This is a genomic window from Pseudoalteromonas sp. 1181_04, from assembly GCF_052850545.1.
Map to the genome: position 1 here is coordinate 1 of NZ_VXCS01000006.1, position 24,068 is coordinate 24,068.

A 24,068-nucleotide genomic window follows, 5' to 3' on the forward strand; every position below is an offset into this window, starting at 1 on the left:
TATTTAAAACCGAAGTTTTATTTAACTCTCTGAGTTGTTCGTGCTTCGCTATGCGTTGGCGTTTCCCGTCTCAGTGGGGTCGCATTATAGGGAGATCCAAAAACAGATCAACACTTTTTTTGATCTTTTTTGATTTAATTGACTGTTCGAACAAATTTAGTGCATAAAGGTGGTTTTTAATACAATAAAAGGGCTTTTACAGCCCTTTTGTTACTTAACAATAAACTTCCAACCAGCTTTTGCTTGCTGTTTAGACTCTTGTTGGAGCTCACTTGCCATTAGCGGGTGCGCTTTTAGCCAATCATTTTCAAATATTAGTGTTAGAGCGTCATTATTAACAGTTAATACTAATTTTGGTAATACATCATCTTGGCGACGCATTGATAAGATCACTGCGATCCTAAGCAACCGTGTTACATACTGAGTAAGCTGAGCATGGCAGCCTAAATACTCAAAAACATTCTTTTGCAGATCTGAACGATGTGCATTCGCTACAGCCGCAATAATTTTATGCTCCGATTGTGAAAAGCCTGGCATATCGGTGTTTTCTAAAATATAAGCGGTGTGCTTTTGATATTGCTTATACTCAATTAACAAACCAATCTCATGCAATTGCGCAATCGCTTTTAGTAAAGGCAGGCCACTATTGTTGAATAGTGGCCACTGCTCGCTGACTTGAGCTGCGAGGTGACTGGCGAGTTCTGCAACTCGGTTCGCTTGTTTTTGATCGACATGATAACGGCTCATCAGGCCATCAACAGTGCGCTTTCGAATATCATGATTATGAAACTCAGGGACCATGCTATAAAGCACACCTTCACGAAGTGCGCCTCCTGCTAATCCCATTTTATCAATTTCAAGCGCTTCGAATAAAGCAATTAAAATAGCGAGCCCTGACACAAAAACTAAACGTCTTTCTTCACTAAGCCCAGGTAAATCGAGCTCAGCGATGGTCTCATAGGCGATCGATTGCTTTTTAATTTTATTGAGTTTATCTAAACTCAGTGTTTCATCGAGTGATTGTGCCACCATAATTTCTTGGATAGCTTGTACAGTACCCGATGCACCTGATGCAATCTCCCAACCCGCCACTTTATAACTTGGCGCTATATCATCAATAACTACTCGTGCGGCTTTAATAGCAGCATTGAAATTAGCGTCATTGAGTTTACAGTCTTTAAAGTAACGTTCTAGGTAGGTAACACAGCCCATGTTTAGGCTTTTATAATGTAGTGCGTCGAATCCCTTACCTATAACTACCTCAGTACTGGCACCGCCAATATCTATTACTAGTTGGCGACCACTACATGAAGATGTATGCGCAACGCCTTTATAAATAGTGCGCGCTTCTAGCTCACCACTAATGACATTAATTTTATGCGCAAGGATTTGCTCGGCTTTGATTTTAAATTCATCAGCATTCGTTGCTAAGCGCAAAGTAGCGGTGGCAACAATAGTAATGTTGTTTTTAGGGATATCTTGAAGACGCTCTGCAAATAGTGCGAGACATTCCCAGCCTCGTTGCATTGCTTCTGTGCTCAGTAAATTATCATCATTTAGCCCTGCGGCTAATCTGACTTTGCGTTTAACTCGGCCTATTGTTTGTAAGCCGCCAGCAATTGACTTAGCGATCAACATGTGAAAACTGTTAGATCCTAAATCAATTACTGCATAAACATTTTTTTGCGGTTTAAGTTGCCCCACCGTTCAAAAACCTCTAGTTACTACTACGACTATAACGACGGTCGCAATTACGACCGTGCTTTTTGGTAACTATTGTTTGGTCTACGTCCGCTGTTGTTACTACGACTACGTGGGCCTGTTGAATAATTACGCTTTCTTTGAATAGTAGGCTTAGTTAAATCATCAAGCAATGCACTTTTATCATAATGTGATAAAGGAATGCTGTGCTCTATGTATTCTTCAATTTCATGAAGATTATATGCGTACTGCTCACATGCAAAACTAATTGCCTTACCTGATGCCCCAGCGCGTGCTGTACGGCCAATACGATGAACATAATCTTCACAATCATCTGGTAAGTCGAAGTTAAATACATGACTCACTTCAGGGATATGTAAGCCACGAGCAGCAACATCTGTTGCCACAAGGAAGTCTAAATCACCTTTAGAGAATTGCGCTAAAATTGATTGGCGTTTTTTCTGATTTACGTCACCAGTGAGCATTCCCACCCGGTGTCCATCAGACTTTAACCATGCATAAACCGTTTCACAGCTATGTTTAGTATTTGCAAACACAATGGCTTTCTCAGGCCATTCTTCTTCAATCAAAGTTAATAACAGCTTAACTTTATCTTCTTGAGAAGGATGAAATAACTCTTCAACAATGCGCTTGCCAGTTTTCACATCAGGTTCAATTTGTACATGCTCTGGGTTTGTCATGTGCTCAAACGCCAGTTCTTGTACGCGATACGATAACGTTGCTGAAAATAATAAATTAAGGCGTTGTGATGTATCCGGCATACGGCGGAACATATAGCGAATGTCTTTTATGAAACCCAAATCAAACATACGATCGGCTTCATCAAGTACCACTACTTCGATTTCATTGAGGGTGTAACACCCTTGTTTATATAAATCGATTAAGCGCCCTGTGGTGCCAATTAAAATATCAACGCCTTTTTCTAATTGTGCACGTTGTTTTTCGTAATCTTCGCCACCATATACTAAACCTAAGTTAAGATTACAGTGTGGCGCTAAAATTTTTGCATCTTTGTGGATCTGAATCGCAAGCTCCCGAGTAGGGGCCATGATCAGGGCTCTTGGATGTTTACTAGGTGCTTTGCTAGATTGTAATAACCGATGGCAGGTGGCAGTTAAAAACGCCAACGTTTTGCCTGTACCTGTTTGTGCTTGACCCGCAATGTCGCGGCCATCACAAATAAAAGGTAGGCATTTAGCTTGTATGGGTGTGCAATATTCAAACCCACTTTCGGTTAACCCGGCAACCACTTCCGGTGCAATAGCAAAGTCTGAAAACTTTTTATCGGTCAAATGTGTCTTAGTCATAGCGTTTAAGCATAACGTTTAAACTTGCAATAAGAAACAAGAGTGTTTAAATACGCATTAAATAATTCGCCTAACTTATCGGAGAGCGCAATGAGCGAGAAAATTATTCAATTAACTGACGATGGCTTTGAAGCTGACGTTTTACAATCAGACAAGCCTGTATTAGTTGATTTTTGGGCAGAATGGTGTGGACCGTGTAAAATGATCGCGCCAATTCTTAATGAAGTGGCAGAAGAGTTTGATGGCCGTGTTGTAATCGGTAAATTAAACATCGACCAAAATGCGGGCACACCACCTAAATTTGGTATTCGTGGTATCCCTACGTTACTTCTTTTCAAAGAAGGCCAAGTTGCGGCAACTAAAGTGGGTGCACTTTCTAAAACTCAACTTGTTGAGTTTTTAGAAAACAACATCTAAAAATATGCCTAAAAAAAGGGCAACTGCCCTTTTTTTTAATTTTTTTTGTATAAAGACTGGACGCCTAGCGAATGACCTGCTAGTTTATAAAGCCAACTAATCCTTAGTTTACCAACAAACCTCTCTCACTAATCAATATCGATTATATGAGCATGATAACTGTAATAAAGAACCCACCAATATGCATTTACGCGAATTAAAAGACAAGTCGATCAAAGAACTTGTAGACTTAGCTGAGTCCATGGGGCTCGAAAACGTAGCCCGCTTAAGAAAGCAAGATATTATCTTTGCTATCCTTAAAGCCCACGCCAAAAGTGGAGAGAACATTTTTGGCGGTGGTGTATTAGAAATCTTACAGGATGGTTTTGGTTTCTTAAGATCATCAGAAGCCTCTTACCTTGCTGGTCCTGATGACATTTATATATCACCTAGCCAAATTCGTCGTTTTAGTATGCGTACTGGTGATTCTATAATGGGTCTCATACGTCCACCTAAAGACGGTGAACGTTACTTTGCATTACTAAAAGTAAACGAAGTAAATTTTGATAAACCTGAAAACTCTCGCACGAAAATTCTTTTTGAAAACCTTACCCCGCTACATGCAAACGAACGTTTACGTATGGAACGCGGTAATGGTAGCACCGAAGATATCACTGCTCGAGTACTTGATTTAGCCTCTCCAATTGGCCGTGGTCAACGTGGTTTATTAGTAGCACCGCCTAAAGCGGGTAAAACAATGCTACTACAAAATATTGCGCAATCGATTACCCATAACCACCCAGATGCGACATTGATGGTACTACTTATCGATGAGCGTCCAGAAGAAGTTACTGAGATGCAACGCCTAGTAAAAGGTGAAGTTATTGCATCAACGTTTGATGAACCAGCAAGCCGTCACGTACAAGTTGCTGAAATGGTAATTGAAAAAGCAAAACGTTTAGTTGAGCACAAAAAAGATGTAATCATCTTACTGGATTCAATCACACGTTTAGCACGTGCTTATAACACGGTAATTCCTTCATCAGGTAAAGTACTTACTGGTGGTGTTGATGCTAACGCCCTGCATAAACCAAAGCGTTTCTTTGGTGCTGCGCGTAACGTTGAAGAAGGCGGTAGTTTAACTATTATCGCAACTGCGCTTATCGATACCGGCTCTAAGATGGATGAAGTTATCTACGAAGAGTTTAAAGGTACTGGTAATATGGAATTACACTTAAATCGTAAGATTGCTGAAAAGCGTGTATTCCCTGCAATCGACTTTAACCGCTCAGGTACCCGTCGCGAAGAGCTACTGACTAAACCTGATGAACTACAAAAAATGTGGATTTTACGCAAAATAGTTCATGAAATGTCTGAAATTGATGCCATGGAGTTTTTAATTGATAAACTCTCTATGAGCAAAACGAATGATGAATTTTTTGATTCGATGAAGCGTCAATAATTCTCTTTACTAGATTCTAAAATGCCTGTTAATACAGGCATTTTTTTTGCCTACCCCTAAATCTCACTCCTATTATAAATTTGTTTTATTAATCTCTTTGCTCTGTTTCCTATAGACGAAAATCATCAGACTGCGCAGTATTGAGTAAATATTAAAACTGCGATTATTTAAATCCAGCACACAGTAATGCCACTCGATAAAACGCTCAACTCGCTTTATTGGTTAGTAGTAACTTATAGCCTTAAAGTAACGACCCATTAAGCGTATATATCGCTCTTTTAAGTCAGCTGTTGTGATAACTGCTTAATCAAATCATCTACTAATTCTTTTACGTCTGCATCACTGCTGGGGTTATGTTTTTGTGATAAGAGTGATTTATCTAAGCACATCGCTGTATTAGCTACATCAGTTAATGAAAATATCTGTGCGGCACCAAGGATACGATGGCTATCTTGCTGTAATGCAATATAGTCCTTTGCTGCAAGGTGCTGTGTAAGTGATGCTATTTCATCATCAAAACTGGCAATAAAACTCGTCACTAAATCGCTAATATCAGGATTAGCTAAAGGTAGCGGTAGCGTGCTGGTGCTATTTAAATGCGCTGCGAGTGCCTGATAAAACGCTTCTTTTTCTATTGGCTTACTTAAATAGCCAGTAAATCCCATCGCTAAGTAATTATCTATTTCATGGCTCATTGCATTAGCTGTTAACGCAAAAATAGGTTTATTAAAACCACACTTCTTTAACAGTTCAAATGCACTAAGGCCATCCATTACCGGCATTTGTATATCTAATAAAACAACATCTGGAAATTCACTGAGGCACTGTTCAACTGCTTGCTCACCATTACTTACTGAGATCACTTCAAGGCCAATCGACTTTAAAAAGCGCGTTATTAGTCTACGATTGTCGGGATGATCTTCTGCTAATAATACTCGCCCAACTAGACCTTTAGTTGCAGCTGGTTTTGAGTTGTCGGTAGCAAGAAGGGTTGGCGCATACTCTTTACATGGCACATTAAAAATAAACTCACTGCCTTTACCATGCTCACTTTCAACACTAATATAACCCCCCATCATAATTGCTAATTGCTGGGAAAGACTCAAACCAAGTCCTGAACCACCGAACCTGCGAGTGATGGTATTATCGCCTTGTTGAAAACATTCAAAAATGTTTTTTATTTGCTCTGTATTCATACCAATCCCCGTATCAATCACTTTAAAGCATACGCCTTGTTCGGTGTGATTAATATCCAGAGTAACACTGCCATGCTCGGTAAATTTGATCGCATTAGTCAGTAGGTTTATTAGTATTTGCTTAACGCGGATCATATCTAACTTAGTCCAATAACTCGAGCCTAAGTGATTTTCTAATAGCAGCGTTAAACCTTTGCTTTTAGCCTGCATACTTGACATAGCATAAACATCATTAACAAGCCCCACGAGGTCAAACTCGCTAACATGTAAATCTAAACGGTTTGCTTCTATCTTACTAATATCGAGCACATCATTAATCAAATCTTTTAAATGATCGCTATGTTTTTTAATAACTAACAATTCTGTTTGTAATTGTTGGGGCTGATATAAACCATGTAACAAGTCGTCTGTTTGCCCTAAAATAGCGGTAAGTGGTGTGCGTATTTCATGGCTGATATTAGCCAAAAACTGGCTCTTAACTTGATTCGCGGCACGTAGCTCTTGTGCCACATATTGTAATTCTTGAGTTCGTTGCTCAACTTTTTGCTCTAATTGGGCTTTAGCCTTTTTTTCAATTGCACGGCGATATAATACAACTGCACAGATCAACACCAACATCAGCACAATCGACAGTAAAATAGTTAACTGTGAGCGTTTTTCAATCTTTAATTCTTGTAGGCTACGCTCTTGTTTAAGCTGTTTAATTTCTTGGTTTAACTGGTTCGACTGAAACTGAGACTGAAATACATTTAACGCTTTCATAACCTCTTCACTGGTTATGCTACGTTGATAATCGACAAACTGTTGGTGCAGATGAATAGCCCGCTTATAGTCACCGGCACCAGCACTTAACAACGCCTCGATACCTAAGCCGTCTTTAATGCGCAATTCATCTTTATATTCTTTGGCTAGTGATATTGATTGTTGTAAATTTTGCTCCGCAATATCAATATCCCCCATCACTAATTGCACTTTAGCTAAAACATGTAAAGAAGCTAACCGTAAGGATTGATTATCTATCTGCAGGGCGTATTTTTGAGCTGCTTGTGCGTGATACAAAGCTGCATCCAACTCATCTATTTTTAAATTTATGTTAGCTAAGTTGGTATGCTGTACGGATAATTGATAGGCGTCATTAACACTTTGATAATAGCGTAAAGCGAGCTGGTAATAGTGCAACGCTAATTGATTTTGACCCGACTCAGTATAAGCAACCCCCATGTTGCCATAGGCACGAGCAATCCCCTCTTCATCACCCAATTGCTGAAATACATCGAGCACTTCACGATAAATTTCAAGTGCCGAATCATAGCTAGATAAACGAATATAGATGCCCGCAATATTATGAAGAATATCAGCTTTGTCTTGCGCGCTACCATCTATTTCATAAAGTGCTTTTGCCTGCTGGTAATGCTCTAAAGCAAGCTCCATGTTGTGCATATTAAAATATGCAAGGCCAATATTACTTAGCAAGTTGGCTTGTTTTAATGGACTCTTTAAACGTACCGCTAAGTTTAACGCACGGCTGTAATCAATAATGGCTTGTTGTAATAAACCTTGAAAATATTGCACCACGCCCTGCATTTTTATTGCTCGAAAATGTAACTCAGGCAGGTTTTCAAATGTACTATGCTGCTCAAGCAACTGATAATAATGCAATGCTTGGGGATAATTACTCAACTCAAACGCACGCTCAGCTAAACCAGAATAAATAGCAACTTGTTGCTGATTTGATAATTGTGTAGACAGTAACTGGGTTGCTAACAGCTGCTTTTCAGGCCATTCATCCGTAACTTTAAATTGTTCAAAAAGTGCTACTTGTTGTTGAGCATTACCTGATTGAGAAAAAACGCCAAGCACACTAATCGAGCAAATAAATAATAGGCGCTTAAACTGACCCAGCATAATTTTTTCCTTGGAATTTTGTTAGCAGTAGAAGCTATGATAGTTTAGTCAAGATACACCAATAACTAGACTGTAAACAATGCTTAACCCACTGATTGATGAGATTTTCGAGTTAATTTTAACGAAGCACATTTGGAAGGTTCACACTTTAGCATTGGAATTATCTGAGCGTGGTGTAATTAATGACTTAGATACAGATCCATACCGTGATCTGTTTAAGCGTAACTTTTTAATTATGAATGCACTTTATCAACTGCAGCAACAACTGTTGCCAAATCAATATTTATTGGTAGCCAGTTTACATATAGAGCTCACAGATAATCCAGATAAGATAACCATTGCAGCGCATGACTCATTACAAGCGTACTATCTAGATTGGCAAAATTACGATGCCTCGATAACAGAAGTTAAATCACTGTTAGATAACTTTTGGCGTACTTTTCGTGCATCACCAACAATAAATACGCTTGATCAACAACAACGCCAGACATTATTAAAGCACTGGGAATTACCTGACGATTTTTCTATGCAGGCATTGCAAAAGCGCTGGCGGCAGTTGGCAACACAATATCATCCAGATAAACAACATGGTAATGCAGAGCAGTTTAAACAGTTAAAAAATGAATATGAGCAGCTTAGGGCAAGCTGCTCAAAAGCATCATAAGCAATAATTAACGAGTTAAACGACGGGCACGAATTTTACGGCCTTTAATATTACCTTCCGTTAATTTTCGTAGCGCGGGCTTTGAGCTATTACGTTCGACAGCCACAAAAGCCACATTATCAAGCACATTAATTTTACCGACTTGACGTCCGGCAACACCATCTTTACCGGTTAATGCACCTAAAATATCACCTGCGCGTACCTTTTGCTTTTTACCTGAATCGATCATTAGTGTCACCATTTGTGGTTTGTATGGTGGCTTTTCAAGTAGGCTAAACGGCGGTAATTGTTCTGGTAAAAAATCACATTCATAATGGTCACCAATTTGTGCCACTTTGAATTGTTCCGCATCGCCATAAATAGAGCATGCAATGCCTTTTTTACCAGCACGACCAGTACGACCAATACGGTGTACATGGGTTTGTGGGTCATGGGCAAGGTGGTAGTTAATCACCATATCCATATCATCGATGTCTAAACCACGAGCGGCTACATCAGTGGCCACTAAAATCGAGGCGCTTTTATTAGCAAAGTGGATCAAGGTGCGCTCACGATCTCGCTGCTCTAAATCACCATGCAATGACACGGCACTGAAGCCTTCATCAGCTAAATCATCACACACCTGTTGAGTTTCGACCTTGGTATTACAAAACACCACACAACTTTCTGGTTGAAACTTCAGCAGCAACAATTTTAATGTATTAAAACGTTGTTTGTTATTATCCATTTTATAAAAGTACTGTTTAATAGTACTTTTTTCTTGCTCTTCTTCAACCTTCACCATAACAGGGTTGCTTAATACACGCTTGGCAATCGCTTCTATTGCGCGCGGAAAAGTGGCGCTAAATAATAAAGTTTGACGCTGTTTTGGAATACGCTCAATAATTGCATCCAAAGTGTCTTGAAAGCCCATATCAAGCATTTGATCGGCTTCATCAAGTACTAGCGTGTCTACATCATCTAAACGTAGCGTACCTTTGCGAATATGATCATCTACACGCCCAGGTGTGCCAACAATAATATGTGCACCATGCTCTAGTGAACCAATTTGTGGACCAATCGACACGCCACCACATAGAGTTAATATTTTTATATTGTGAATACCACGCGCTAATTTACGCATTTCCACAGCTACTTGCTCAGCCAACTCACGGGTTGGACAAAGCACTAAAGACTGTATACGAAAACGCTTAACATTAAGCTTGGCCAACACACCTAAACTAAATGCGGCAGTTTTACCTGAGCCAGTTTTAGCTTGTGCAATGATGTCTTTACCTTCAAGCACTGGCGGCAGGCTTTGCGCCTGTACAGCGGTCATTTGGGTGTAACCTAAAGTCGATAAGTTATCGACCAAACCTGATGGTAAAGCGAGTGATGAAAAAGCTGTAGCGGTCAAAGTAATTTCCAGTGCAATAATTAAACATGAAAAGCCGCTGCAGATGCCCGACTTAGTTATGCTGCATAATAGCAGAATATACAAATTGCTACCATTAAGCTGACCATATTCTCAATAAACATTCACCATAACATCGCCACCGATAGGCATTTATCTCATCTACTTTTGTTGCTCAGTATTAAATGCTTTAATAACTCTCACTTGAAAATATAACCAGGTCAATAATGAAAAAAATCATCACCGGATTACTGCTCGCCGGCAGCTTTTTAGCCAATGCCGCCGAGCCTGAATTTACCGCAAAGCAACTTCAGCAAGTCACCGAACTAAGAACTAATGCCAGTAACAGCGAGTTAAGCTATCAATTGCTTGAATCGCTTACTACTGAAATAGGACCTCGCTTACCTGGCACAGAAAATGATAAAAAAGCCGTTGCGTGGGCCCAAGCTAAATTTAAAGAGCTTGGTTTTGATAAAGTATGGCTAGAAGAGGCAACCTTCCCTGAGTGGCGTCGTTTTAGTGAAAGTGGCAAAATTTTAACGCCAAGCGAGCAACCTTTGCACCTAACAGCATTAGGCCACAGCGTTAGCACACCGAAAGATGGCATTACCGCTGAAGTTGTATTATTTGAAACGCTTGATGAACTTATCGCAGCACCAGCAAACAGCTTAAAAGGTAAAATAGCTTATATAAATTACCATATGAACCGCCATATTGATGGCAATGGTTATGGTCCTGCTGTTCGTGCTCGCTCAACAGGTTCAGTTGAGGCTGCAAAAAAAGGCGCGATTGGTTATATGATGCGTTCTGTTAGCACCGCACATCACCGCTTTGCTCATACCGGTGGCAGTCACTATCAAGAAGGTGTTACGAAAATCCCTAATGTGACCATTGCTAATCCTGATGCAGATCAGCTAGCTCGCTTAGTTGCACTAGGTAAAAATGTTACCGTAAATATCAATGTGCAAACTGAAGATCGCGGCCAAGGTACTGGCTATAACGTGATTGGTCAGTTCAATGGCACACAAAACCCTGAACAATACGTACTGATTGGCGGTCATTTAGATTCTTGGGATTTAGGCACTGGCGCACTTGATGATGGTGCAGGCGTTGCGTTAACCATGGCTGCTGCCAAACATATTAGTGAAATAAAACGCCCTAAACGCAGCATTCGTGTAGTGTTATTTGCCGCCGAAGAGCTAGGATTATGGGGCGCTAAAGCTTATTTTAAAAAGCATGCAAATGAACTTGATAAAATTGTTGCCGCCGCTGAATCTGACTTTGGTGCTGATGTAGTGTATGGCTTTGAATCGAATGTATCTGCAGCCTCGTTGCCAGTAGTGCGTGCAATAGCCAAGCAACTTGCGCCGTTAAATGTTGAATACATAGGTAAAAATAGCGCTAATGGTGGGCCTGATTTAATTCCATTTAAAAATGCCACCAGCGCGCCAATTTTTGAGCTGCACCAAGACGGTACTGATTACTTTGACTACCATCACACTGCTGATGATACGCTTGATAAGATCGATCCGGCTAAACTTAAGCAAAATACCGCAGCATATGCTGTATTTGCGTTAATGGCAGCTGATGCTAAAACTACAATTAAAGCAAAGCCTGTAGCAAGCAAATAAGCTAACCAAACATACTTTCTTACAGTTTTCTGCTTTGCATCTAACCTTCCTTGTTTTAATTTAACGTAAAACAAGGAAGGGAAAAAAGGTCATATGCTACTATTCAATACCAGCGATTCATTGTCGTTTTTCAGCCAAATAAAAACCTGCCCACACTGTCATCATGATGACTATCGACTACAAAACCACAGCCGCTTTTTGCGTTTTTCAATTGTCCCTATGCTGCCATTAGCATGGCATTATCAATACCAGTGTAGCCATTGCCAGCACAATGTACAGCTTTCAATTATGCAACTGCCATGGTTAGAAAAGCTTTCTTTGATCAAATATTTTATAGGCTCGATATTACTTATCTGGTTATCTATTTACTTTTATACACAACATCTTGATGAGCTAAAAGCCAAACAAGCAATACTCAGCCAGCCACAAGCATTCGATACTTACTTGGTACATGCTGATAAGTTTTCTAACGAACCATTGCGCCCTGAAAACCTAAAAGTAGCCCAAGTACTCGAGTTTGATGACCAAAATATCACCTTTCAAATCAGCAATTATCGCTATAAACGCGACAGCGGCATTACTATGGCTATGCGTACCAGCTTATTGGTACAAAAAGATTATTTTTCATCAAAAACAATTACTTTACCGCGCAGCGAAGTACAGCGTTTATATGATGAAGGTGCTATTTATGATGTACTGCGCCCTTACGCATATAGCTTATATGGTGGTTTTGTGATGTTCCCACCACGCCCTAAACCGCTATATGAAGGGGTGAAGCTTAATAAAAATAATCAGCAAGGCATCATCTATTACAAAGATGGGTTATTTCCTGAAGCGTTCGAAAGCTTTTTACTCGCCAGCAAAGAAGGCTCACAATGGGGTCAGCTTAATACTGCGCAAATGTATCGTGATGGTGAAGGGGTAGAAAAAGATATCAGCCAAGCTATTTATTGGTATCAACAAGCTGCAGGGCAAAATAACCACAAAGCCAAATTACAACTCAAAGAGCTGTGCCTTGAGTATTCCTGTTAATATAGCCAAACTACCTACAACAAGTGGATATAAATATGGCAAGCTTTTAGCTTGCCATTTAACACGTAAATACGACTGTTACATTGTTAAGTGTTGGTCTAAAAAGGTCAGCACTTGTTGATAATAACGAGTGCGATGTTCTTGCTTATAAAAACCATGCCCTTCATCTTTAAGCAGTTCATATATATAAGGATGTTTAGCTTTTTTAAGAGCCGCAATCAGTGATTCGGCTTGCTCAATCGGTGCACGCTGATCTTCACCACCATGCACTATCAGCACTGGAGCCTTTAACTTATCAATATTATAGCTAGGTGAAAAAGCCTTTAGTTGCGCTTCATCTGTACCCAATACATTCTGTAAATAACGTTGGCCACTATCGCGCTCCGCAACATCCCCTTCTTTAAACATTAAGGGCAAATCATAAACGCCAACAACGCCAATCGCACACTTAAACATATCAGGTTCTAAAATCGCACTTTGTAACGCTGAGTATCCACCAAAGCTCGCGCCCATAATGCAGATATTGTTTTTATTAACTGTACCCTGCTCAACTAAATACTTCACACCATCTATAATATCAAATTGAATTTCAGCTCCCCATTTTCGATGCCCAGCATGCTCAAAGTTACGGCCAAAACCACCTGAACCTCTAAAATTAACTTTTAGTACGGCCATACCACGGCTTGCAAGCAACTGTGCATCAGGGTCGAATCCCCACCAATCGCGCGGGCCATGTGGACCACCATGTGGCATAACCACTAAAGGTAAGTTTTTTTCTATGGTATTATTCGGTACTGTTAAGTAGCCATAAATAGTTAAACCATCTCGACTGGTATAACTTACAGGCTTGGTCTGCGCCATTTGTTCTGCATCAATCCAACGACGGGATGCAAACAAAAATCGTAAGTTATTACTTTTGGCATCGAATAAATAATATTGTCCAGGGTTACGATCATTAGAGGCATAAATAATATTAGTGTCGCCATCTTCAGTACTGCTAACGAGTTGCACTTGTTCACCAGGTAAAGCGGAGATTAATGATTTTAAACGCATGCTTTTATCTGATTGCCCATCGACAAAAGCATAAGTTGGATAACCTAGTTCGGTTTCAATCGCAAATAGCTCTTTTGATGCTTCATCGACCCATATTTGCTTTGGTGAGACTTTCTCTTCTTTATGAATTAAATCAACTGCTCTGGTTTTTAGATTCAATTTATATAAGCCTTGAGCTTCACCACTTATTGATGCTGTGATATAGACAGCATCACCACTACTATCAAAAGCGTGCAACTCCACATCACTGTAAGTCAAATCACCTAAATCAAGTGCTTGCCAATCTCCACCTGACTTTTCACGGGTATGTATTGTAGACTTAATATAATCATCACTGGAAACAGCCACTCTGACATTTCCTTCATGGTCGGTCAAAAAGTTGGCCATACGTGACGGGGAGCGCGTAACTTTACGACGCTTCCCTGAAAAAATATCAACCTCATAAACAACAGTGTGCGGTTCACTACTTGATGTCCACGGGTAAGTCACTATAAGCATTTTATCTTCATCGTGGATTAAAGGATCCAGCAAATAAGAGGTGCCATAAAGTGGTGTGGCTTTTTTGATATGAGAGCCAGTTTGCATTTCGCCAAGATAGCCAACTAAGTACTTAGCTTTTGAGCCATCAGCATTCACGCCATATAATTCACCATAATATTCAGGGTGATCTTGCCAGCCGTGTAAGTATTCTTTTGCAACTACAACCCGATCATCACTTACCCAATGATAAGCACCAACTTGGGCATTGCTCTCAAAATTAATAGCGTGGTGAATTGTAAATTTTTTAGCATCTAAAATAACCAGCACTTTTTTACCTTCAGGTTGCATAATTACTGCAAGGTAGCTCCCATTAGGAGAGATTTTAACTTGGCTATATCCACTGCTGCGGCTGAAGTCATCGACTGCTGGAGCTGATTGATTTGCATCACTCATGAAGCTGACAACACACAAAGTAATAACAACAATCAACTGCATCATTTTGCTCATACAACATTCTTTTAAATTTATATTTTTATAATTGCTACAATTGTACCCAATAAGGTTTTAAATAGATATCCATCCAAATACGTAAGTAAAGAACGAAGAGTACTTATTTACTTTGTTAAGGTTACATTATAACATTACCGATATATTATAACAAAACACCGGACTGTTTATGATTTTACCTAACTTTAAAACTTGCTTAATTGCCTCTATGGTTGCTGTACTGTGTGCCTGTAACAGTGAAATTGATGATCTTGTAGATAAAAATGCTGAGCAGAAAGATGACCATGACCACACTGAAATCACTGCAAAAGGGCGATTAGCGATTAGCCATGCTGATATTGCTAACGTATCTGTTTTTAACGCTGACAACAACTCGTTGCTGGAGACCTTTAATACCAGCAACGTAATAAGTGGTCTATATGCCAGTCCTAATTTCCGTTATGCAGTATTGATCCAGCGAGCAGAAAATTATGTTGAGTTCATTGACGGTGGATTATTTACAGAAGATCATGGTGATCACCAACATGGTTATGAACAGCAACCCGAGCTGCATGATTTAATCTTTAGCGATAGTAAACCAACCCACTTTGATGTCAGTGAACAGCAAGCTGCACTGTTTTTTGATGGCGATCTTGATGCAGGGATCCCTGCAAGCTTTGTGTTATTAAGTGATGAATCACTTGCTGCTGGGAAAACCTTAGCAGCACATAGCTTTAACAATGCCATGCATGGTACAGCGCAAATTCGCGGTGAATCGGTAATCACAACTTATCGCAGCGAAGATATAACTAGCGTGCTGCCAAATTATGTTGAACAACTGCATATTCATGGTGATCACTTTCATCAAGAACAGCGGTTTGCAGTGGATTGCCCTGCACTACATGGCAGTGCGCAAAATCACCAGCATATCGCTTTTGGCTGTAGCGATGGTGTATTAGTTATAACTGAAAAAGATAATGTGTTTAACGCAGCCAAAGTAGCTAATCTCAACAACTTTGCTGAAGGTACGCGTATTGGCACAATTAAAGCGAGTGAACACAGCGAACTATTTTTAGGTATTGCACAAAGTAAGCTTTTTTACACCATCGACCCAGCATCAGCTGAAATGACACAGCTTGCATGGCAACAAAATACTGAAAATACCGTATTAGCAAGTGCACTGGATAGGATTACCGGCGAGTTTTATGTACTTGAAAGTGATGGTTTCTTGTCAGTGCTACATGCTGAAGATGATTGGCAAGTCAGCGCACGCTTTAAAGTACTCGAAAACCCAGCTGGTAACTATGCACTCGCGGCCTCAGCGGCCGACGATACTTTATATATCAGTGATGCAAACAACCAAACAGTATTAAGTATCGACACCCATGAGCAAACGACTAAAACTATTCTTAACCTTGATTTTATCCCTAATCAAATTACCTGGTTAGGTATAGCTGCTGAATCAAAACATGAACACTAATTAATTCAAGCAAATAACTTTCATAGCATTCCCTTGCTAATTCATTGCCAGCAAATTTACTTTGCTGGCTTTTTTGCTTTCATGCTGACAATTCCATGATGAACTAACACAGCAATCGCACCGGCTAATACACCTAATAAACCATCGAACAGTAAAGGCGCAATAATCTCTCCCAGCGTACCTAAGTTTGCCAGTGCAAACTCAGCAACAGCGGTTTGCCAATGATGCAACACACTAATACCATGCACTAAAATTCCTCCACCCACTAAAAACATCGCTACCGTACCTGCAAATGCTAAAAACGCCATTAAACGTGGTGCTGCGGCTAATAAACCTTTACCTAATAATGCTTTAAAACGGTTTCCTGTTTGCTGTGCTTGGTTAAGCAAATACAAACCAGCATCATCGAGTTTTACAATCCCTGCCACTAACCCATAAACGCCTATGGTCATGATCACCGCAATAACACTTAAGACTAGCGCTTGATTTAGTAAACTTGCACCCGCCACGGTGCCTAGAGTGATAACTATTATTTCTGCCGATAAAATAAAGTCGGTTCGAATAGCCCCTTTTACTTTTTGTTTTTCGTACTCAACTAAATCTAAATTTTCGACAGCATCTACATCATCATTTTTCGTAGCTGGTAATAACTTTTCAACTAACTTTTCTGCACCTTCAAAACACAAAAATAATCCACCAACCATCAATAAAGGTGTAATAAGCCAAGGCAGCCAAACACTTATTAATAACGCTGCAGGAACTAAAATAGCTTTATTTAAAAATGAGCCTTTCGCTACCGCCCACACGACCGGTAGCTCACGATCGGCAGTGACTCCTGTCACTTGTTGCGCGTTTAAAGCTAAATCATCCCCTAATACACCCGCCGTTTTCTTCGTGGCGACTTTACTCATAGTGGCAATATCATCTAATAAAGTGGTGATATCGTCCAATAATGTCAATAGGTTAGTACCTGCCATCTCATTTCCTTTGCAGTTAAAAAATTTATAATAATCAACATAGCCTAAACGAGTATTTTCACCAAAGGTTAATTTTCGTTTGCTATGCTAGTTGCTCAACACATTTAGCCAAGGTACTTGTTAATGTATAAAACCCTATTAATTGCACTCGGTGTTATTAGCCTCAGTGCATGCACAGAACAATTAAATAGTCAGTCTTTCTCATGCGATAGCCAGCTAAGCGCCGTTATTACCAGTAATGATGAAGAAAGTGCCACGCTAAATTACAATCAAGTAGATCATTCGCTGACCAAACAAATCAGTGCCTCGGGCGTAAAATATACCAATGAAGATGTGCTGTTTTGGACCAAAGGGAATGAAGCAATGTTGATAATTGATGGCAACAAATATCATTGTAATTTAGAGTAATACAATCGCTCGCCAAACTTATAATTTATAAAAATACTGCTACACTCATAAATAATTAAGTATTTACGGGTTCACTATGCACGCTATTGCTATTAAAACGAAACTAATTTTTGCCTTTGCCACAATTGGTTTTTTAATGCTCGCCAGCAGTAGTTTTTTTTACTGGTCATTAGGACAAATTAATCACGCCACTTCGGATATAGAAACTTTAGCTGTACCGGTACAACAGCAAAGTCATGCCTTGCGGTTATCGCTGTTATCAATCACCAAATTTAATGCCGTTGCATACAGCCAAACAAGTAAAGCCAGTTTGCAACAGCAGCAACAGAGAACTCATGAAGAACAAGCTTTATTTAAAACCAAGCTAGAAGAATTAAGCTCTCAGCTACACGACCAACCGCAAATGCTGCAATTACTATCGAAAATAACACAACGCTATCAGCAATTTAGTACCACTAGCGCAACAATGTTTAACACCAAACAACAAGGCCTAACAGCAGCAACTCAGGTTACCTCATTAGCAAATGATTACGCTAATAATCTTGCTGACTTAAGTAGTGGCTTACTTGATTTAGAACTAATCGAAGTAACACCGGAGCAACAATCGTTATTAGCCGCTATTGTTGGTACCGCGACCCGCATTGACGACTTACTATTCACCTTAGGCAATAATGTTAAGAGCATCAACCACATTAGTTCCCTACAAACACTCACAGAACACCAACAAGATACCGCTTTTTTATTAGACAATATCCAATCTAATTTTACATACCTACAACAGCAAGCGAGTGAGTTAAAAAATTAAACAAATTTCAGCAACCTAAAAGACCTTCTCAGCTTAATTAATCAACAGTTGGCAACACTGTACCAGCAACAAAGTACTCTTTTGACCAGCAAAGTTGCGACCGAGCAAGCCTTTGCTGCATTCCAGCAACAGTTTCAACTTACCGAGCAGCTCATTATTGAGTTAAATCATTTAGCCGATAAACGCTTTGATACCTTGCAGGCGGATGCTCAGTCGGTGATCACTACAGGTTCGCGACTCGCGATTATTATAAGTTTAGTGCTTATTTCGTTTGCAGCCTTGATCTGCTTTTTAACCACCAAAGCAATGTTAAAACCACTCAATGCTGTAAATAAAGCACTATCACGTATCGCTTCTGTGGATTTATCGAAACGTACAAAGCCCCATAATGATGATGAATTTGGTGTACTTTTAAACAATATCAATCAATTAAGCGATGATCTAAGTACATTACTAAGTGCGATAAGTGATAACGCCCACACCTTAGATCAATCAGCAATTCAAACCAGTGCACAAGGCCAACATATGACCGAAGCAGCACAGCAGCAATTAGATCGTATTGCAGAGGCCGACTCGGTGGCGCATAGCATGCATAGTAATTCCCAAGCGGTCTGTGAACGAGCTGATAACACCTCTAATGAAGTTGCTAACGCTTCGCAGTTTGCCAATGATGTAAATCAGATTGCTGATCGTAACAGCCAGCGTATTGCAGCGTTACTGACTCGGCTTGATCAAGCTGTACAAAGTACTAATGAGCTAACCCAACACACACAATTAATTGGCGCAATCGTGGATACAATTAGCAGTATTGCTGAACAAACTAATTTACTTGCGCTAAACGCTGCTATTGAAGCTGCCCGTGCAGGAGAAAATGGCCGAGGCTTTGCTGTTGTGGCAGATGAAGTTCGCTCTTTAGCTGCACGAACGCAAAACTCGACTAGCGAAATACATACAATGATCCAAACACTGCAACATCAGGCCAATACTGCTCATCATGAAATTAACGATGGGCAACAACAAGCAAAAGAATGTGTAGCAAATAGTAGTGAATTAAACCAAGCGGTGGATAAAATAAAAAGTACTTTAGTGACAATTAACCAAATGAGTATGCAAATTGCTAGTTCATCACATCACCAGCTTGATAACAGCAATGAGATAAAACAGATTATGGCGCAAGTAACGGTGCAAGCACAAACGAATGCCGAACATGCAAAGTCACTCGCCAATCAAAGTGAAGACGTTAACCAACTCGCTCACTCATTAACCAGCGCAGTAGAAAGATTTAAGTTCTAACTCTGAATATAAAACCCATCTGCAGCTATTGTGATAATGATAAATACACGCCACAGAAATAACGTTGCAGTGGCGTGTAGCAACTTATTTATTATTTTGCTCCGCGATAAACTCCCTAATGTATTTATCAAATAGTGCCGCAGGCAGTGGTTTGCTGTATAAAAAACCTTGAATATAATCACAATTTAGAGCGTTTAAAAAAGCCAGCTGTGCAAAGGTTTCAACTCCTTCGGCAACAACTTTGAGCTGTAGGTTACTAGCCATTGAAATTATTGCACTAACCATCGCACAATCTTCAAGATCATCCGGTAAGTCTTTTATAAACTCCCGATCTATTTTTAACTTACTCAGCGGAAAACGCTTTAAATAACTCAACGATGAGTAACCGGTGCCAAAGTCATCAATTGCTAAACCCACGCCGGTTGCGCGTAATGCTTGCAACTGCTGCAAAATATTTGAGCTATTATCAGCAAGTAGCGTTTCTGTAATTTCAAGGGTTAAACACTGAGCTGATAACTGCGTTTCCTGTAGAACACTTTTAACTAACGCTTCAATATCTTGGCGAATAAATTGCACGCTAGACATATTTACCGTAACAAAAAACTGATCACCGAAACAACCACACCACTTAGCAGCTTCGCGGCATGCTTCTCTGAGTACCCACTCACCAATTGGAATGATTAATCCTAACTCTTCACATACAGGAATGAATTGTGCCGGCGAAACATCGCCAAGCTCCGCACTATGCCATCGCAATAATGCTTCACAGCCGACCGTTTTTTTATCGTGGCTAATAATTGGCTGAAAATAAACGGTAAACTCGTTATTACTAAGCGCTTTATGAAGAGCATTTTCGAGCCTACTGCGAGCAGTCGCTTGTTCATGCAAGCCACTGGTAAAGAACTCAAAGCAGTTTCGCCCTTGCGCTTTAGCTTTGTACATAGCGCTATCAGCATTACGTAGTAATATTTTTCGATCGCTGCCATCGTCGGGGAAAATAGTGATCCCCATACTGCCGGATACAAATACATCTTGCTCACCAATTTTAAATGAAGAACTAAGCGCCAGCAGAGCTTTTGTAGCTAGTCGCTCAATATCTGCTAACTTATTGATCTCTGGCAGTAATAGCGCAAACTCATCGCCACCTAAACGGGCAACTACGTCAGAGCTGCGCATACATGCTTTAAGCCTTTTGGCAGCCTCAAGTAATAGTAAATCACCACTATTATGCCCTAAGGTATCGTTAACGCTTTTAAACCGATCTAAATCAATAAAACAAATTGCCAAACGCTTATTATCAGCTGTCGCACGGATCATTTCTTGATCTAGCTTGCTATTATAATGATAGCGATTTGCCAAACCCGTTAAGGTATCAAAATTAGTTTGTAGCCACATTTCCTGTTCATTTTCTTTGCGTAAAGAAATGTCGTTAAATAAGGCAACATAAACTTCAATGTCTTTTTCCTCGTCAAATACTACCGAAATATTGACCCAGCTCGGGTAAATACTACCATCTTTGCGGCGGTTCCATATTTCACCTTCCCAGTGCCCAGCCTCATTTAAACGTCGATATAACACTTTAAAAAACGATGGTTTATGATGGCCCGAATTTAATATTGCAGGTGATTTACCAAGCACATCTTGTTCTTGATAACCGGTGATCTGTGTGAAAGCTTTATTTACAGCTTGAATTTCATTATCACGATTAGAAACTAAAATACCTTCATTAGTTGTTGAAAATACCGTGCTCGCGAGTCGTTGTTGTTGAAGTGCTTTTAATTTTAAAGTGATATCACGAATTAAATGTATTTCACCAATTTTGCTATTTTTTTCGTCGATAACTGCGGTTACTCGTGCCTCTCCCCAAAATACCTCTTTAGCTCCGTGAAATTGACACTCACTATCAACCCCAACTACTCCTTTCGAACACTCAGTAAATGAGTAAATATTTTTATCCTTCAGTGGCTCGCCTGCCGTTAACTTTTGCACAGCCGCAGTATTAGCTGTAATGACCCTATGCTCGGCATCCGTGTAAACGAGCAGATCATCAATACTATTGAAAATCGCTTTTAGCGTCGCACTGTCTTTTTGCGCCGATTTTTTAGCTCGGCGTAATCGCAAAGCTAACATGGTTAAAGTCGCTAACAGTATTAGTAGTACAGAAATAGATATTAGCGCTAACAGCAATTGATCGGTGCGTTTTTGTTCTATTTCATTAGTTTGAATGGCAACCAATTGTTCAAGATTTTCTTGATAATGCCAAAGCGCTTTTTCAAGGTTACGTTGAGATGAAATATCATGTATGACAGAAAATAAAAAATCTTTATTTTCAATTGTAAATGGGGCTGAATAAACGCTAACGGTACGTGTTTCACCGCTCGCTAATCGGTGTTTGAAAACAAAATAGTTTTGCCCTTTACTCAGAGCAGCTTGGCGTTCCTGTGCAACTTGTTGCTCAGTAAATATATTAATTTGCTGGATACGCATTGTTTGCAATTGCGCAATACTGTAACCATAAAATGCTGCCGCTGCTTTATTAGCAAATTTAATTTCACCCGTTTGCGGTTCTACCACTAACATCACGGCACTGTGCTCATTAAAAAGCGGCACATTGAGCGCGGAATTTAATGATTGCTTAGCACTTACTTGATCTACAAAGGTAATTACACAGCAAAGAAGAACAGCCTTGATAAATGTTTTTACGATAAGCCCACCCATTAATCAAAAACTCATTTCAAACATTTGTCCTAAACTATAGCTTACTCACCTTATAATGTAACAAAAATGATCGCTTAAATGCGCTCTAAAAACACCTCATTAATTCGCTTAACGTCTTTATTTAAGTATAATGCCAACAGTCTTTTAAGCTTTAAAGCGGCCCACAATGAAATACAAAGATCTACGTGATTTTATCGATTTATTAGAAAAAAAAGGTGAACTGAAGCGTATTCACCAAGAAGTTGATCCTTATCTTGAAATGACCGAAATTGCCGACCGCACACTACGTGCTAAGGGACCCGCTTTATTGTTTGAAAACCCTAAAGGTTATGATATCCCCGTACTAGCTAACTTATTTGGTACACCAGAGCGTGTTGCCATGGGAATGGGTAAAGAACACGTTAGCGAACTACGGGAAGTCGGTAAGTTGCTGGCATTTTTAAAAGAGCCAGAGCCACCAAAAGGCATTAGAGAAGCATTTAGCCAAATTCCAGTGTTTAAGCAAGTATTAAATATGCCTGCCAAAGAAGTTAAAAAAGCGCCTTGTCAGCAAGTTATTCTAGAAGGCGATGATGTTGATTTAACTAAGCTGCCAATTCAACACTGCTGGCCTGGTGATGTGGCTCCATTAATCACTTGGGGTTTAACCGTCACCAAAGGACCTTTCAAAAAACGCCAAAACTTAGGTATTTACCGCCAACAATTACTCGGTAAAAATAAAATCATTATGCGCTGGTTATCACACCGTGGCGGTGCTCTCGATTTTCAAGAATGGTGTAAAGAAAACCCAGGCCAACCTTATCCGGTATCGGTAGCATTGGGTGCTGATCCTGCGACAATCCTAGGTGCCGTCACGCCAGTGCCAGATACCTTGAGTGAATACGCCTTTGCCGGCTTGCTACGTGGTAGCAAAACAGAAGTAGTTAAGTCGATCTCCAATGATTTACAAGTTCCTGCCAGTGCTGAAATAGTTCTTGAAGGCTATATAATGCCGGGCGAAATGGCACCTGAAGGCCCTTATGGCGATCACACGGGTTATTACAATGAGGTTGATAACTTCCCTGTTATGACCGTGACCCACATGACACATCGTAAAGATCCTATTTATCACAGCACTTTTACTGGTCGTCCACCAGATGAGCCGGCAATTTTAGGGGTCGCACTCAATGAAGTCTTCGTACCTATTTTACAAAAGCAATTTCCTGAGATAGTCGATTTTTATCTACCGCCAGAAGGCTGTTCATATCGTATGGCGATAGTGACAATGAAAAAACAATATCCAGGTCATGCCAAGCGCGTGATGATGGGGGTATGGTCGTTCTTGCGTCAGTTTATGTACACAAAGTTTGTCATTGTCTGTGATGATGACGTTAACGCACGTGATTGGAATGACGTGATCTGGGCGATTACTACACGTATGGATCCCGCCCGCGACACTACTCTAATTGAAAACACTCCGATTGATTATTTAGACTTTGCATCACCGGTTTCAGGTCTTGGTTCAAAAATGGGTATGGATGCCACTAATAAATGGCCCGGCGAAACCACTCGTGAGTGGGGCGAACCCATTGTGATGGATCAAGCGACTAAAGATCGCGTCGATGAAATCTGGCAAAGCTTAGATATTCTTTAACAGCTCTTTTAGAGGCTATAAACTCAC

The 24,068-nt window shown here is 40.0% G+C and carries 15 protein-coding genes and 1 pseudogene; 9 read left to right on the forward strand and 7 right to left on the reverse strand.

Going from position 1 to position 24,068, the window contains the following annotated elements; genetic code table 11:
* Positions 1-210: 210 nt before the first annotated feature.
* A complete protein-coding gene (gppA, locus tag FW757_RS06015) occupies positions 211-1,704 on the reverse strand; it encodes a guanosine-5'-triphosphate,3'-diphosphate diphosphatase (RefSeq protein ID WP_182739426.1) in 1,494 nt (497 codons plus the stop codon).
* Positions 1,705-1,751: 47 nt separating this feature from the next.
* Entirely contained in the window at positions 1,752-3,029 is a 1,278-nt protein-coding gene (gene rhlB, locus FW757_RS06020; protein ID WP_145239899.1) for an ATP-dependent RNA helicase RhlB, read from the reverse strand.
* A 90-nt stretch (positions 3,030-3,119) separates the two neighbouring features.
* Between rhlB and trxA the strand changes: the two genes are divergently transcribed.
* Positions 3,120-3,446 (forward strand): thioredoxin TrxA, encoded by a 327-nt coding sequence (gene trxA / locus FW757_RS06025; RefSeq protein WP_145239901.1) that lies wholly within the window; start codon positions 3,120-3,122, stop codon positions 3,444-3,446.
* Between the two features lie 181 nt (positions 3,447-3,627).
* Positions 3,628-4,887 (forward strand): transcription termination factor Rho, encoded by a 1,260-nt coding sequence (rho, locus tag FW757_RS06030; protein ID WP_064666866.1) that lies wholly within the window; start codon positions 3,628-3,630, stop codon positions 4,885-4,887.
* A 278-nt stretch (positions 4,888-5,165) separates the two neighbouring features.
* Here rho and FW757_RS06035 read toward each other — a convergent pair whose 3' ends face one another.
* Positions 5,166-7,988 carry an ATP-binding protein gene (locus FW757_RS06035; protein ID WP_446440986.1) on the reverse strand — a complete coding sequence of 941 codons (2,823 nt, stop codon included), beginning with the start codon at positions 7,986-7,988 and terminating at the stop codon, positions 5,166-5,168.
* Between the two features lie 79 nt (positions 7,989-8,067).
* Here FW757_RS06035 and FW757_RS06040 point away from each other — a divergent pair, with 79 nt between their 5' ends.
* Positions 8,068-8,652, forward strand: coding sequence for a DNA-J related domain-containing protein (locus FW757_RS06040; protein WP_182717462.1), 585 nt, complete (start codon positions 8,068-8,070; stop codon positions 8,650-8,652).
* 7 nt (positions 8,653-8,659) lie between these two features.
* Here FW757_RS06040 and dbpA read toward each other — a convergent pair whose 3' ends face one another.
* Positions 8,660-10,048, reverse strand: a complete 1,389-nt coding sequence (gene dbpA / locus FW757_RS06045) for an ATP-dependent RNA helicase DbpA (RefSeq protein ID WP_145239907.1) — start codon at positions 10,046-10,048, stop codon at positions 8,660-8,662.
* Positions 10,049-10,272: 224 nt separating this feature from the next.
* Between dbpA and FW757_RS06050 the strand changes: the two genes are divergently transcribed.
* Both FW757_RS06050 and FW757_RS06055 read left to right on the forward strand, forming a co-directional pair.
* Positions 10,273-11,676, forward strand: coding sequence for a M20/M25/M40 family metallo-hydrolase (locus FW757_RS06050; RefSeq protein ID WP_182717463.1), 1,404 nt, complete (start codon positions 10,273-10,275; stop codon positions 11,674-11,676).
* Positions 11,677-11,769: 93 nt separating this feature from the next.
* The gene (locus FW757_RS06055; RefSeq protein ID WP_182717464.1) at positions 11,770-12,708 is read left to right on the forward strand and encodes a tetratricopeptide repeat protein; all 939 of its coding nucleotides are present in this window, start codon (positions 11,770-11,772) and stop codon (positions 12,706-12,708) included.
* A 78-nt stretch (positions 12,709-12,786) separates the two neighbouring features.
* Here the strand turns inward: FW757_RS06055 and FW757_RS06060 are convergent, their stop codons facing one another.
* Positions 12,787-14,748 carry an alpha/beta hydrolase family protein gene (locus FW757_RS06060; RefSeq protein WP_446440987.1) on the reverse strand — a complete coding sequence of 654 codons (1,962 nt, stop codon included), beginning with the start codon at positions 14,746-14,748 and terminating at the stop codon, positions 12,787-12,789.
* Positions 14,749-14,917: 169 nt separating this feature from the next.
* Here FW757_RS06060 and FW757_RS06065 point away from each other — a divergent pair, with 169 nt between their 5' ends.
* Complete coding sequence (locus tag FW757_RS06065) at positions 14,918-16,207, forward strand: hypothetical protein (RefSeq protein WP_404687711.1); 1,290 nt, start codon at positions 14,918-14,920, stop codon at positions 16,205-16,207.
* A 56-nt stretch (positions 16,208-16,263) separates the two neighbouring features.
* On the opposite strand, the gene FW757_RS06070 is transcribed toward FW757_RS06065, so the two are convergent.
* Positions 16,264-17,184, reverse strand: coding sequence for a DUF808 domain-containing protein (locus FW757_RS06070; protein WP_149982169.1), 921 nt, complete (start codon positions 17,182-17,184; stop codon positions 16,264-16,266).
* A gap of 123 nt (positions 17,185-17,307) precedes the next feature.
* Between FW757_RS06070 and FW757_RS06075 the strand changes: the two genes are divergently transcribed.
* Together FW757_RS06075 and FW757_RS06080 are read left to right on the forward strand one after the other, a co-directional pair.
* Complete coding sequence (locus FW757_RS06075) at positions 17,308-17,592, forward strand: MliC family protein (RefSeq protein ID WP_182717466.1); 285 nt, start codon at positions 17,308-17,310, stop codon at positions 17,590-17,592.
* Between the two features lie 76 nt (positions 17,593-17,668).
* Positions 17,669-19,690: pseudogene (locus FW757_RS06080) on the forward strand (methyl-accepting chemotaxis protein).
* Between the two features lie 84 nt (positions 19,691-19,774).
* On the opposite strand, the gene FW757_RS06085 reads toward FW757_RS06080, so the two are convergent.
* Entirely contained in the window at positions 19,775-22,408 is a 2,634-nt protein-coding gene (locus FW757_RS06085) for an EAL domain-containing protein (protein ID WP_446440988.1), read from the reverse strand.
* A gap of 166 nt (positions 22,409-22,574) precedes the next feature.
* Between FW757_RS06085 and ubiD the strand changes: the two genes are divergently transcribed.
* Complete coding sequence (gene ubiD / locus FW757_RS06090) at positions 22,575-24,041, forward strand: 4-hydroxy-3-polyprenylbenzoate decarboxylase (RefSeq protein ID WP_145239922.1); 1,467 nt, start codon at positions 22,575-22,577, stop codon at positions 24,039-24,041.
* The last annotated feature ends 27 nt before the right edge of the window (positions 24,042-24,068 follow it).